The following is a 13,187-nucleotide window of genomic DNA, read 5'->3' as shown; positions in this document are numbered from 1 at the left end:
CGCTTCAGGCGGTCGGCGCCAGTGCGGGCCGCGCGACGCCCGTCGCGGTGAGCAGCCGGAACAGCAGCTTCCGGAAGACGCGCGGGCGCTCGACCACGAGGGCGGCGGCGTAGGACACGATCTCGGCCACCGCCAGCGCCGCCAGGAGGGTCGCCACCGTGCCCGCGAGACCGGGGGCGAGGTTCAGATGGGCGCGCAGCGAGAAGACCAGCGTCATCACCGGCACGTGGATGACGTACAGGGTGTAGGAGAAGGACGCCGCGAAGGCGGAGCGGGCGAACAGGCGGCCGGCGGCGCCGTCCCCCGTGGCGAGGCCGAGCAGGCAGACGGCCACCGGCAGGCCGAGCACTGCTTGGTAGCCGAGGAAGAGCCGGCTCTCGCTCATGGCGTCGATGAAGCCTGGCGCGCCGACGAAGGCGAGCGGCAGGGCGAGCAGCATCAGTGTCGCGGGGGCGATCCAGCGAGACCCGGCGATCCGCAGGAGGCGCGCGTCCGCGCCGAAATGGGCCGCGGCGGCGCCTGCGCAGAACAGGGCCAGGGATTGCAGGTAGAAGAAGCGCTCGGCCGTGACCGCGACGAGGGTCAGCGCCATGGCGCCGCCGATGAACCGCCAGGGTCCGCGCCCGGCCAGCGCCAGGGCCGCGAAGGCGGCGACCGCGTAGAGGTAGACCTCCTGCCGCAGGGACCACAGGGCCCGGTCGATGACGAAGGTGGCATCCCCCGGCGCGAAGGTGAGGGTGATGCCGCGCAGGAAGGCGACGAGGTCGAGGCGGTAGGGGTCGCCGGTCTTGGTGAGCAGCGGCAGGCCGTTCTGGCCGAGCCAGCCGATCCCGAAGGTGACCAGGATGGCCAGCACCAGGGGCGGCCAGATCCGGGCGATACGGTGCACCGCGTAGGGCACCGCGAACCGGCTGCCCTCGGAGGCTATCAGCCGGCCGAGGCTCGTGGCGATGACGAAGCCGGAAAGCGAGAAGAACGCCATGACGGCGAGCCGCCCGAACCATTCGGCCGCAGCGGAGCCGGGCGAGTGGACGGGGAAGAACGCCATGCCGAGGCCGTGGCTCACGAGCACGACCTGCGCCGCGAGCGCGCGCACGCCGTCGAGGGCCTCGTAGCGGTAGCCGCGCATCGCGCCGCCTCCTGGAACCGGGTGGCAGGCGAGGGGCATTCCGGCCTGACACCGCCCCGCTGCCAGAGCATTGGGGCGGCAACGCGACGGTTTTTTGCTCCTGGCGGCGAGGCCGCGTGCCTGTTGCGACCATCACCGGGCCGCCACGCCCAAAAGTCCCAAAAGAATCAGGCGGCGCGGCGGTTCGCGGCAGGGGCGAAATGGCCGAGGTAGCGCGCGCTGATCGCCTCCATGGGCAGGACCACGAACACGTCGGTGGTGCCGAACTGGTGATCGACCACCGCCCCGTCGCCGAAGGTGGCGCCGACCCGGAGGTAGCCCTTGATGAGGGGCGGCAGGGCCTGGAGGGCGGCCTTGGCGTCGATCGCCTCGCGCGCCAGCCGGTCCATGGCGACGCGCCGCCCCGGCAGGGCGCGGGCGCACCAGGCATCGGGCGCGCGGGCATGGTGGTGCAGGAAGCTCAAGGGGAGGGCGAGGCGGTCGGGGTCCGTGCCCTCCAGGCTGGCGCAGCCGAACAGGGCGTCGATCCGGTGATGGGCGACGTAGGCCGAGATGCCGTGCCAGAGCAGTTCGACCGTGCGCTTGGTACGGTAGGGCTTCAGCACGCAGGAGCGGCCGAGTTCGAGCAGACGCTTGCCCGGATGGGCGGCGAGCAGCGCCGCGATGTCGTACTCGCCCGCCGAATAGAAGCCGAAGTTCCGCTCGGCCGCCTCGCCGCGCAGGAGCCGGTAGGTGCCCACCACCTTCGGGCGCGGCTTGGGGAAGGGTTTTCCGCCGGTGGCCGCATGGTCGATGACGAGGAGGTGGTCGCAGATCGGGTCGTAGGCATCCACGTCGCGCCGGGACAGCATCGCCATGCCGGTGGGGATCGCCGACATCTCCTCGTAGAACACGCGGTAGCGCAGGCGCTGGGCGCGGCGCACCTCGGCTTTCTTCGTGGCGAGGCGGACTTCGAGCGAGCCCATGCGGCCGAGGCTCGGCCCGAGAGCGGGCTCGGGCGCCGTCAGGCGCTCGGCGAAGCGGATCGGCGTCGCGCCGGGGGGGACGAGGTTTCGGCCGCCGAATCCCGGCAGGCCGGCCTCGGCCGATTTCCGCTTCAGCTTGGCGATGGGGGCGTTCACGCCCCATTCCCAGCCGCTGGCCCAGGCTGCGGATGCGCCCCGCCCGAACAGATTCGCGACCATCGTCGATGCCCGACCCCAGGCCCCGCGGAGCCCATCCCCGCGGGATGGCCGGCTCCGTGCCCTGAGCCGGGACAGAACCACGAAGCGCGCACGCTTTTATGACAGCCGAACCCGTTCCCGATCAACGGCTTGGCGGGACGCCGCCGGTCCCGGTCACCGATGCGGGATCGGTAGCCGGGACACGAAGGCTGGTCGGCTCAGACGAACTGGTTGAGGCCGGGGATCGCGCCGACGATGGGTCCCATCGTGTCCTCGCCGGCCGTCTCGCGGCCGTAGGCGAAGAGTTCCTGGCCCAGCGGCTGCATCTGGCCCATCGGCACGCCGGCCGACATCAGCTTCTGGCCGAGCCCCATCACGCCGCCGCCCATCATGCCGCCGAGCATGCCCATCAGCCCGCCGCCGCCCTCGCCCTCGTTCGACTGGGCGACCAGGGCCTCCGAGCCGGGAAGCGCGGCCATCAGCCGGCTCACTTCGGTGGCCGGCCCCTCCTTCTGGAGGAAGGCCAGGATATGCCCGATCGCGGTCTGCGCCGTGGCGGCGTCGAGTCCGGTCCGGTTGGTCACGCGGGCGATCAGTTCTTCCATGGCCAAAAACTCTCCGAGAATTTTCCCGCCGTCCTTCGGGCCTGGGCCGGAGGAAATCAAGCGTCGGCGGACCAGCGTCTGGCAAACGCAGTGACGGCCCGGCATAACCGCCCCAGGCAACGGCACGGGACGGATTCGATGGCGGACGGCGGCACGATCCTGGTCGGCAAGAGCGGCACGAAGCCCGAGGTCCTGGCCCTCAGGCTCGCCAACCGGCACGGACTGGTGGCGGGCGCCACCGGCACCGGCAAGACCGTGACGCTCCAGGTCATGGCCGAGGGGTTCTCGAATGCCGGCGTCCCGGTCTTCGCCGCCGACATCAAGGGCGACCTCTCGGGGCTGGCCGCGGCCGGCGAGTCCAAGCCCGTCTTCGTCAAGCGCGCGGAAGAGCTCGGTATCGCCTACGAGCCCGACCGCTTCCCGACCGTGTTCTGGGACCTGTTCGGCGAGCAGGGCCACCCGATCCGCTGCACCGTGACCGAGATGGGCCCGCTGCTGCTGGCCCGCCTCCTCGAACTCAACGACACGCAGGAGGGCGTGCTCAACATCGCCTTCCGGGTGGCCGACGAGAACCAGTGGCCGGTCATCGACCTCAAGGACCTGCGCGCGCTCCTGGCCTTCTGCACGGAGAACCTGAAGGAGATCTCGGGCAAGTACGGCAACGTCTCGGCCGCCTCGGTCGGCGCCATCCAGCGGCAGCTGCTGATGCTGGAGAACCAGAAGGCCGACGCCTTCTTCGGCGAGCCGGCACTCGACCTCAACGACTTCATGAAGACGGACCGGGACGGGCGCGGCATCGTCAACATCCTGGCCGCCGACAAGCTGATGCAGAAGCCGCGGCTCTACGCTTCGTTCCTGCTCTGGATGCTCTCGGAGCTGTTCGAGCAGTTGCCCGAGGTGGGCGACCTCGACAAGCCCAAGCTGGTGTTCTTCTTCGACGAGGCGCACCTGCTGTTCAACGACGCGCCCAAGGCGCTACTCGACGCCGTGGAGCAGGTGGTGCGCCTGATCCGCTCGAAGGGGGTGGGCGTCTACTTCGTCACCCAGAACCCGCTCGACGTGCCGGAGACGGTCCTGGGCCAGCTCGGCAACCGGGTGCAGCACGCGCTGCGCGCCTTCACTCCCCGCGACCAGCGCGCGGTGAAGGCGGCGGCCGAGACCTTCCGCCAGAACCCCGGCTTCGACGTGGCCTCCGCGATCACGGAGCTGGCGGTGGGCGAGGCCCTGGTCAGCTTCCTGGAGCCGAAGGGCACGCCCTCGATCGTGGAGCGGGCGTTGATCGCCCCGCCGCAGGGCCGCGTCGGCCCCCTGACGCCGGCCGAGCGCGCCGACCTGATCGCCAAGAGCCCCCTGCGCGGCAAGTACGACGAGGCGGTCGACAACGAGAGCGCCTACGAGATGCTCGCCAAGCGCAAGAACCTCGACGCCGCCCCGGCCGAGGCCGCGCAGGCCTCCGGCGGCGGTCTCGGCGGCCTCCTCGGGGGCATCATGGGCAGCGTGTTCGGGAGCCCCGCCCCCCAGGGCAAGGGCGGCCGGCGGCCGCCCAAGAGCCTGGCGGAACAGGTGGTGTCCAACGCCGCCCGCTCGATGGCGCGCAGCGTCGGCACCCAGGTCGGCAACGCGATCCTGCGCAACGTGCTCGGCGGATTGATGAAGCGCTGAGGCACCGATCCACGGCAACGAGCGAGACACGCCCATGAGCGACCTCAAGACCCTGCGCGGCCTGTCCGGCCTCAGCCCGGAGCCGGCCGGGCTGACGGGCTCGGCCCTGCTGATGATCGACCTGCAGAACACCTACCGCGAGGGCGTGATGCGCCTCGACGGCGTCGAGCCGGCCATCGCGGAGGCCGCGGCCCTGCTGGCGCGGGCGCGGGAGGCGGGCATCCCGGTCATCCATATCAGGCACGATGCCGGGCCGGGCTCGCCCTACGACCTCACCGCGCCGATCGGACAGATCAGCGACGCGGTCGCCCCGCAGGGCGAGGAGGCGGTCGTCACCAAGAACTACCCGAGCGCCTTCGTCGGCACCGACCTGGAGGACCGGCTGAAGGCTGCCGGCGTCACCGACCTGATCCTGGCCGGCTTCATGACGCATATGTGCGTGAACTCGACGGCGCGTTCCGCCTTCAGCCTGGGCTTCCGCCCGACCGTGGTGGCCGCGGCCACCGCCACCCGCGCTCTGCCCGCCCCGGACGGCTCCGTGGTTCCGGCCGCCCAGCTCCAGGCCGCGAGCCTCGCGGCGCTCGCCGACCTGTTCGCGGTGGTGGCCGGACGGGAAGCCGACATCCCGGCCTGAGCGGCTCCACCCCGGAACATTGCGGCATTGCACCAAGTTCGGCTCCCAACACGGGAGCCGAGCATGCGGATCGTCAACGTCGCCGACCTCTTCGTCGAAACCCTGCAGGAGGCCGGCGTCCGGCGCATCTTCGGGGTCGTCGGCGACAGCCTCAACGCCATCACCGAGGCGATCCGGGCCCGCGGCACGATCGAATGGGTCCACACCCGCCACGAGGAGAGCGCCGCCTTCGCGGCCGGCGCCGAGGCGCAGATCAGCGGGGAGCTCGCCGTCTGCGCCGGCTCCTGCGGCCCCGGCAACCTGCACCTCATCAACGGCCTCTACGATTGCCACCGCAGCCGCACCCCGGTGCTGGCGATCGCCGCCCACATCCCATCGGCCGAGATCGGCTCCGGCTACTTCCAGGAGACCAGTCCGACCGAGCTGTTTCGCGGGTGCAGCCATTACTGCGAACTGGTCTCCGACCCGTCCCAGCTTCCCTACGTGCTGGAGAACGCGATCCGCGCCGCGGTGGGGCAGGGGGGCGTGGCCGTCGTCGTGATCCCCGGCGACGTGGCCCTGAAGGAGGCCCCCAAGCGCGCGGTCGGCCCCAAGGCCGGCCTGATCCCGGCAAAGCCCATCGTCCGGCCTGCGGACGCGGAACTCGATGCCCTGGCCGACCTCCTCAACGCGTCGAAGAAGATCGCGCTCCTGTGCGGCCGCGGCTGCGCCGGGGCGCATGCGGACCTGCTGAACCTGGCCGAGACCCTCAAGAGCCCGATCGTGCACGCGCTCGGCGGCAAGGAGCACGTCGAGTACGACAACCCCTACGACGTGGGCATGACCGGGCTGATCGGCTTCTCCTCCGGCTACGCCGCCATGCACGGCTGCGAGACCTTGCTGATGCTGGGCACCGGATTCCCGTACAAGCAGTTTTACCCGGAGAAGGCCAAGGTGGCGCAGGTCGACATCCGGCCCGGCGAACTCGGGAGGCGTTGCAAGCTCGACCTCGGCCTCGTGGGCGATGTCGGCGCCACCCTCCGGGCGCTGCTGCCCAAGCTCACGGTCAAGGCAGAGCGCGCCTGGTTGGACGCCTCCCTCAAGCACTACGCCAAGGCCCGCGAGGACCTGGACGAGCTGGCGGTGGGCAAGCCCGGCCGCAGGCCGATCCACCCGCAATACCTGACCAAGCTCCTGAGCGAGGCGGCCGCGGAGGATGCGGTCTTCACCGCCGACGTGGGCACGCCGACGATCTGGGCGGCGCGCTACCTGAAGATGAACGGCAAGCGCCGGCTGCTCGGCTCCTGGGTGCACGGCTCGATGGCGAACGCGATGGTCCAGGGCATCGGCGTGCAGGCGGCCGAGCGCGACCGGCAGGTGATCGCCCTCTGCGGCGACGGCGGCTTCGCGATGCTGATGGGCGACTTCCTGACGCTGCGCCAGCACCGCCTGCCTCTGAAGGTCGTCGTGTTCAACAACGGCACGCTCGGCTTCGTCGAGATGGAGATGAAGGCCGCGGGCTACCTCGAGACGGGGGTGGCGCTGGACAACCCGGACTTCGCCGCGATGTCGCGGGCGGCCGGCATCTTCGCGCGGCGCGTGGACGATCCGGGCGAGCTTCCCGGTGCGGTAGCGGAGTTCCTGGCCTTCGACGGCCCGTCCCTCCTCGACGTGTCGGTGGCCCGCAACGAACTCTCGATCCCGCCCAAGATCGACGGGCAGCAGGTGAAGGGCTTCAGCATGTACCTGCTGCGCGCCGTGATGAGCGGCCGCGGCGATTCCGTCCTCGACCTCGCCAAGACCAACCTCATCCGCTAGGTCTCACCCTACAATCGTTCCAGACCGCCGGCACCGGCGGCCCGAGAAGGCGATCGCGGGCGGATCCGCATTCCGGGAGACGAGACGCCGACCATGGCTTCCGACCGTCAGATCTGGCGACTCGCGCGCCGCCCCGTGGGCTCCGTCACGGAGGGCGACCTCGTCCTGCGCACCGAGCCCATTCCCGACCTCGCGGAGGGGCAGTTCCTCCTCCAGGTGATCTACCTGTCGCTCGATCCGACCAACCGGATCTGGATGAGCGACATGGAGCAGTACATGCCGCCGGTGGCGATCGGCGAGCCGATGCGCGGCCTCGTGGCCGGCCGCGTGGTCCGCAGCCGCAAGGCCGGCGTGGCGGAGGGCGAGATTTTTTCGGGCTTCGGCCTCTGGGCCGACCACCTCGTCACGGGCGGGCAGAACTTCTCGCGCATGGACCTGCCCCCCGGCGTGCCCCTTTCGGTGGCGTTCGGCGTGTTCGGCCTCGTCGGGCCGACCGCCTATTTCGGATTGCTGGACATCGGGCAGCCCAAGGCCGGCGAGACCCTTGTGGTGTCGGCGGCTGCCGGCGGGGTCGGCCAGGTCGTCGGGCAGCTCGGCAAGATCAAGGGCTGCCGCGTCATCGGCATCGCGGGCGGGCCCGAGAAGTGCCGCTTCATCGTGGACGAACTCGGCTTCGACGCGGCCATCGACTACCGCAGGGAGGACGTCGGCGCCCGCCTCGACGCCCTGGCGCCGGAGGGCGTCGACATCAATTTCGAGCAGGTCGGCGGCCCGGTCATGGAGGCGGTGATGGGCCGGATGCGGCTGTTCGGCCGCGTCGCCCTCTGCGGCCTGATCTCGGGCTACAACGATACGCAGGCGCAGACCGTGCCGGCACCGTGGACACGGCTCCTGATGCGGCGGCTGACGGTGCGCGGGTTCATCGTCACCGACTTCGCGGACCGTTGGGGCGAGGCCGTCTCGGCGCTGGGCGGCTGGATGGCGGAGGGCCGCATCAGGACCCGGCAGGACGTGCGGCCGGGCCTGGAGCGGGCGGTGGCCCACCTCGACAGCCTCTACACCGGCGGCAATTTCGGCAAGCTCCTGGTGGAAGTGAGCCCGGACGCCCCAAGGACCTGACGCCGGAAGGTATAAAAAATGCGGATCGGACTGTTCGTCCCCTGCTACGTCGACGCCTTCGAGCCGGAGGTGGGGATCGCCACGCTCGAACTGCTGGAACGCTTCGGCCTCGACGTGGAATACCCCTTCGACCAGACCTGCTGCGGCCAGCCCATGGCCAACACCGGCTGCCACGCGGAAGCCGCGGCGACCGAGGCCCTGTTCGTCAGGAACTTCTCCGGGTTCGACTACGTGGTCGCGCCCTCGGGCTCCTGCGTGCACCAGGTGCGCGAGCACCTCACCGCGATCCCCCAGACGGATGAGGTGCTGGCCGTCCGCAGCAAGACCTTCGAACTGGTCGAGTTCCTGCACGACGTGCTCAAGATCGAGGAATTTCCCTGGGCCGCCTTCCCGCACAAGGTGGCCTATCACGGCAATTGCAACGCGTTGCGGGGCATCCACCACGCCCGGCCGTCCGAGATCGTGGCGCCGTTCTTCTCCAAGCCGCTCGACCTGCTCGCCAAGGTGAAGGGGATCGAGATCGTCGACCTCGCCCGCCCCGACGAGTGCTGCGGCTTCGGCGGCACCTTCTCGGTGTTCGAGCCCGCCGTCTCGGCCAAGATGGGCTACGACAAGGTGGCCGACCAGAACCGGGCCGGCGCCGAATACGTGGTCTCGTCCGATTCCTCCTGCCTGATGCACCAGAAGGGCTGCGCCGGGCGCCTCGGCCTGCCCCTGAAGTACCTCCACATCGCCCAGGTGCTGAACGGAGCCGCAGCATGAGCGCCGAAGACGTGCGGCCGACCGACGGCGAGCCGACGATCCACCCCGAGGTCCGACCGCCGAGCGACGAGGGCGAGCGCGGCCAGGACGGCCGGCGCCTCCAGCACGCCGAGGCCGCGAGCCGGCCGATCGCCGCGCCGAAGGTTAGAGAGAAGCAGCCGCGCGGGGCCAAGATCCGCGGCGACCGGCCGATCGACCAGGCGGAAGCCGCCGAGCGGTTCCTGGCCGCCCCCCTGCATCAGGCCGCCCACGACGAGCGCCTGTGGGACCTGCGCAAGAAGCGCGACACGGCAGCCCACGGCATCCCGGAATGGGAGGAACTGCGCGAGATCGCATCGAGCATCAAGGCGCACACGCTGTCGAACCTCGACCGCTATCTCGAACAGTTCGAGGCGGCGGCCAAGGCCAACGGCGTGCACGTGCACTGGGCCGCGGACGGGGCCGACCACAACCGCATCGTGCTCGGCATCCTGCGCGATCACGGAGCGAAGACGCTCGTCAAGTCGAAGTCGATGCTGACGGAGGAGTGCGGCTTCCGCCACCACATGGCGGCCAACGGCATCGAGATCATCGAGACCGACTTGGGCGAGCGCATCCAGCAGCTCGATAACGAGGAGCCGAGCCACATCGTGGCACCCGCGGTGCACAAGACCCGCATGGACGTGGCCGAGGTGTTCGCCCGGACGCTCGGCACCGATCCGGAGAACGACGACGCCCACTACCTCGCCGAGAGCCAGCGCGAGACCACGCGCCCCTACATCCTGAACGCGGATGCCGGCATGACCGGCTGCAACTTCGCCATCGCGGAGACGGGCACCGTCGTTACCTGCACCAACGAGGGCAACGCCGACCTCTCGGGCAACGTGCCCAAGCTCCAGATCCACTCCATCGGCATCGAGAAGCTGATCCCGCGGATCGAGCATCTCGGCGTGTTCATCCGCCTGCTCTCGCGCTCGGCTCTGGGCTCGCCGATCACCCAGTACACCTCGCATTTCCGCGGGCCGCGGGCCGGCACCGAGATGCACATGGTGCTGGTGGACAATGGCCGCTCCGCCCGCCTCGGCATGGAGGAGTTCTGGACCTCGCTCAAATGCATCCGCTGCGGCGCCTGCATGAACACCTGCCCGGTCTATCGGCGCTCCGGGGGCCTGTCCTACGGCGCCACCTATTCCGGGCCGATCGGGCTCATCATCGACCCGACCTTCAACAAGCGGAAATACTCGACCCTGCCGTTCTCCTCGACCATGAACGGGAGTTGCACCAACGTCTGCCCGGTCAAGATCAACATCCACGAGCAGATCTTCGCCTGGCGCAAGGTCCTGGCCGAGGAGCACCAGATCCCGCTCCTGAAGCAGGGGATGATGAAGGCGGCCGGCGCCGTGCTCAGCCGCCCGGCGGCCTACCGGGCGGCCATCGGCACCGCGGATTCGGCCCTCAAGGTCCTGCCGCGCTTTGCCGTCTACAACCCCCTGAACACCTGGGGGAAGAAGCGCGAGATGCCCGAGACCCCCAAGCAGAGCTTCCACGCTTGGTACAAGCAGAACCGCATGGGCAAGGAGGCCGGCAAGTGAGCGCCCGCGAGGCGACGCTCGCGGCGATCCGGCAGAACCGGCCGGCGGGCGACCATCCGCTGCCGGTGGTGCCGCGCTTCACGCCGCTGGTCGGCGACGATCTGGTGGAAGAGTTCGGCGAGCGCCTCAAGCGCATGGGCGGCCGCGTCTCGGGCGGCCCCGACCCGCTGGCCGGCGTTCGCGAGCGCCTGGACGCGGCCACGGTGATCGCCTCCGCGGTGCCGGAGGTGGCCGGCAACCGCGACCTCTCCGCGGTGCAACGTCCACAGGAGGTGGACGACGTGGACGTTGCGGTGGTCCGTGCGGTCTTCGGCGTCGCCGAGACCGGCTCGGTGCTGTTCACGGAAGGCGAACTGGTGGTCAACGCCGTGGCCTACCTCGCCCAGCACCTGATCGTGCTGCTCGACCCCGCCGACATCCTGCCCAACATCCAGGCGGCCTACCTGCGGCCGGAATTCGGGCGCTCGGCCTACGCCGTGCTCCACACCGGCCCCTCGGCGACCGCCGACATCGAGGGCGTGCTGATCCATGGGGCGCAAGGGGTGCGCTCGCTGACGGTCGTGCTGCTGCCGCGCCAGGCCTGAGGCGGCCTCAAATCTCGGGCTTGTGCGCCGTGAGCACCGTGGCGCAGGCGAGTTCGAGCTGCTTGTCGGGCGGCAGGTGCCGGCAGAAGGGCTGGCCCACCTGCTCCATCGGCGCCCGCATCAGGTCGGCCACCGTCATCTTGCGGAACGCCTTGCGGGTCTCGGGCGGGAGCGCCTCCGCCCAGACCGCGAGAATCCAGTGCAGCGCCCAGACCGGGTGCATTGAATCGATGACCCGCACGTCCTCCACCACGAGGTGATCCTCGAACAGCCGGCGCACGCCCTGGGGCGTGGCGTTGAAGTAGTGGTGCGGGTAGCCGTGATAGGGCTGGAGGAAGGGCATGCCGCAATAGAGCCGGCCGCCGGGCTTCAGCACGCGGGCGATCTCGGCCGCGCACGCGAACGGGTCGCGGACGTGCTCCAGCACGGCGATGGAGAGCACCGCGTCGAAGCTGCCGTCGCGGAAGGGCAGGGCCTCGCCCACGCCGAGCACGTCCGTCGAGGGATAGGCGACGATCTCGTAGTTGACCACGTTCTCGTAATAGGTCGACCGGTAGCCGGCCCCGCAATCGAGGACCAATCCATCGGCATGGCGTGCGATCAGGTCGAGGGCTGTCGGATCGTAGCCGTTGGATGAGACCGCCTCGGTCGCGGCGATCCGGGCGTTTGCGCGCAGCTCCGGCGTCAGGAAGTCGGCCCGGCCCTCGTCCCAGGTGCAGGCCATGTCGGTGCGCAGGAACGGCTGAAGCCGCGTGATCTTGTCCGCCCGGGCCCGCGGCAGGTCCGGGTTCGCATAGGCCATGAGGCGGCCACCCGGCCCGCCGAACCGCGAAAAATGCTCCCGGCCCGAACCGAGGCGGCCGGAGGCGATCGCGGCCCGCGCGTCGGCGTTGACGGCGAGATAGCGCGCCTCGTCGAAATTCGCCGCAGTGACGGGGACGACGAGGTCGAGCGGCATGGTCGGTCGGGCCCGGTTCGTGGAGTGTCCGACCGGTCTATCGCCCTCGTGCCCGATCCGGAAACGGATTGGCCGCGGTGTCGCCAAAGAACCTGGGTCCGCGAGAAACCGGCCCGCGCGGCCAGCGTTCTCCGATCCGAGCGACGGTACGGTGGCCGGCAGGGCAGTCGGCGCGGGCCTTGCAGGCCGCCGGCAGGGTTTCTGGCAAGACGGAGAGAACTGGTGCGCTACACGCTGGGCTGCAGCTTGTCCTACAACATCCTCTCGGACACGACCTTCATCTTCAACCTGGAGGTGGCCCGCCTCAGGAGCCTGGAAATCCTCAGCGAGTCGCTGGTGCTGACGCCGAACCTCAAGCGCGACATCTACACGACGCCCGATCTCCTCAACCGCTACCTCGGCGTCAACGTGCCGATGGGCCAGTTCTCCCTCGAATACAACGCCGAGGTCGAGTTGACCGTGCACCGCGCCGATCCGGCCACGATCAACGAGACGCCGATCTCGGCGCTGCCCCTCGACATCCTGCCCTTCCTGCTGCCCAGCCGCTTCGTCTCCTCCGACCGGCTGACGCCTTTCGCCCAGGCCGAGTTCGGCGCCCTGCCCAAGGGCCACGCCCGCGTGAACCAGATCTGCAACTGGATTCACGACCACATGACCTACAAGCCGGGCACCAGCGACGGCGAGACCACCGCCGACGAGAGCCTGCTGAAGCGCGCGGGCGTCTGCCGCGACTTCGCGCATATCGGCACGGCCTTCTGCCGGGCGCTCGGCATCCCGGCCCGCTTCGTCTCCTGCTACGCCCACGGCCTCGTGCCGAGCGACTTCCACGCGGTGTTCGAGGCCTATCTCGACGGGCGCTGGTGGCTGTTCGACGCCACGCGGCAGGCCGACCTCGACGGGCTCGTGCGCATCGGCGTCGGCCGGGACGCGGCCGAGATCGCCTTCTCCACGCCCTACGGCAACATGCAGCCGGTCAACCAGCAGATCCGCATCGTCCGCTCGGACGGCATGGGCAGCCCGCCCCAGCGCACGGTGGACGCGATCTCGACGGAGGTGCCGGCCCCCCATGCGGGCGCGGCCTGAACGGCGTATACTGTGATACGCAACGGCTTTCCCTCTCCCGCAGAGGCTACCGGATTCACACATCCGCGCGGGGGAACCGGACAGGTCGTCCGAAGCGCCGGGCGGCTCCCTCTCCCGTGC

At 70.1% G+C, this 13,187-nt stretch carries 12 protein-coding genes; 8 read left to right on the top strand and 4 right to left on the bottom strand.

Annotation, left to right across the window (positions count from 1 at the left end):
• Positions 1–4 precede the first annotated feature (4 nt).
• From COGEMETH_RS04720 to COGEMETH_RS04710, 3 genes are all read right to left on the bottom strand, one after another.
• On the bottom strand, positions 5–1,129 hold the full coding sequence (locus COGEMETH_RS04720; RefSeq protein WP_238181453.1) for an acyltransferase family protein: 1,125 nt from the start codon (positions 1,127–1,129) through the stop codon (positions 5–7).
• Positions 1,130–1,296: 167 nt separating this feature from the next.
• Positions 1,297–2,313 carry a l-ornithine N(alpha)-acyltransferase gene (gene olsB / locus COGEMETH_RS04715; protein WP_238181452.1) on the bottom strand — a complete coding sequence of 339 codons (1,017 nt, stop codon included), beginning with the start codon at positions 2,311–2,313 and terminating at the stop codon, positions 1,297–1,299.
• A 197-nt stretch (positions 2,314–2,510) separates the two neighbouring features.
• A complete protein-coding gene (locus COGEMETH_RS04710) occupies positions 2,511–2,897 on the bottom strand; it encodes a DUF2267 domain-containing protein (protein WP_238181451.1) in 387 nt (128 codons plus the stop codon).
• 138 nt (positions 2,898–3,035) lie between these two features.
• On the opposite strand from COGEMETH_RS04710, the gene COGEMETH_RS04705 reads away from it, so the two are divergent.
• From COGEMETH_RS04705 to COGEMETH_RS04675, 7 genes are all read left to right on the top strand, one after another.
• Complete coding sequence (locus COGEMETH_RS04705; protein WP_238181450.1) at positions 3,036–4,559, top strand: helicase HerA-like domain-containing protein; 1,524 nt, start codon at positions 3,036–3,038, stop codon at positions 4,557–4,559.
• 34 nt (positions 4,560–4,593) lie between these two features.
• Positions 4,594–5,193, top strand: coding sequence for a cysteine hydrolase family protein (locus COGEMETH_RS04700; RefSeq protein ID WP_238181449.1), 600 nt, complete (start codon positions 4,594–4,596; stop codon positions 5,191–5,193).
• A gap of 63 nt (positions 5,194–5,256) precedes the next feature.
• Positions 5,257–6,990: a ubiquinone-dependent pyruvate dehydrogenase gene (poxB, locus tag COGEMETH_RS04695; RefSeq protein ID WP_238181448.1), complete on the top strand. Its 1,734-nt coding sequence runs from the start codon at positions 5,257–5,259 to the stop codon at positions 6,988–6,990.
• A 93-nt stretch (positions 6,991–7,083) separates the two neighbouring features.
• Positions 7,084–8,109: an NADP-dependent oxidoreductase gene (locus COGEMETH_RS04690; protein ID WP_238181447.1), complete on the top strand. Its 1,026-nt coding sequence runs from the start codon at positions 7,084–7,086 to the stop codon at positions 8,107–8,109.
• A gap of 18 nt (positions 8,110–8,127) precedes the next feature.
• Positions 8,128–8,871: a (Fe-S)-binding protein gene (locus COGEMETH_RS04685; RefSeq protein WP_238181446.1), complete on the top strand. Its 744-nt coding sequence runs from the start codon at positions 8,128–8,130 to the stop codon at positions 8,869–8,871.
• On the top strand, positions 8,868–10,442 hold the full coding sequence (locus tag COGEMETH_RS04680; protein WP_238181445.1) for a lactate utilization protein B: 1,575 nt from the start codon (positions 8,868–8,870) through the stop codon (positions 10,440–10,442). The genes COGEMETH_RS04685 and COGEMETH_RS04680 overlap by 4 nt, the downstream gene beginning before the upstream one ends.
• A complete protein-coding gene (locus COGEMETH_RS04675; RefSeq protein ID WP_238181444.1) occupies positions 10,439–11,026 on the top strand; it encodes a LutC/YkgG family protein in 588 nt (195 codons plus the stop codon). The genes COGEMETH_RS04680 and COGEMETH_RS04675 overlap by 4 nt, the downstream gene beginning before the upstream one ends.
• 7 nt (positions 11,027–11,033) lie before the next feature.
• Here COGEMETH_RS04675 and COGEMETH_RS04670 read toward each other — a convergent pair whose 3' ends face one another.
• A complete protein-coding gene (locus COGEMETH_RS04670) occupies positions 11,034–11,984 on the bottom strand; it encodes a class I SAM-dependent methyltransferase (RefSeq protein ID WP_238181443.1) in 951 nt (316 codons plus the stop codon).
• A gap of 222 nt (positions 11,985–12,206) precedes the next feature.
• Here COGEMETH_RS04670 and COGEMETH_RS04665 point away from each other — a divergent pair, with 222 nt between their 5' ends.
• Positions 12,207–13,067: a transglutaminase-like domain-containing protein gene (locus tag COGEMETH_RS04665; protein ID WP_238181442.1), complete on the top strand. Its 861-nt coding sequence runs from the start codon at positions 12,207–12,209 to the stop codon at positions 13,065–13,067.
• Positions 13,068–13,187 lie beyond the last annotated feature (120 nt).

This window comes from Methylobacterium trifolii (assembly GCF_022179685.1).
GTDB lineage: Bacteria > Pseudomonadota > Alphaproteobacteria > Rhizobiales > Beijerinckiaceae > Methylobacterium > Methylobacterium trifolii.
Note: the sequence above shows the minus strand (reverse complement) of the source record. Positions and strands in the feature narration are given on the sequence as shown.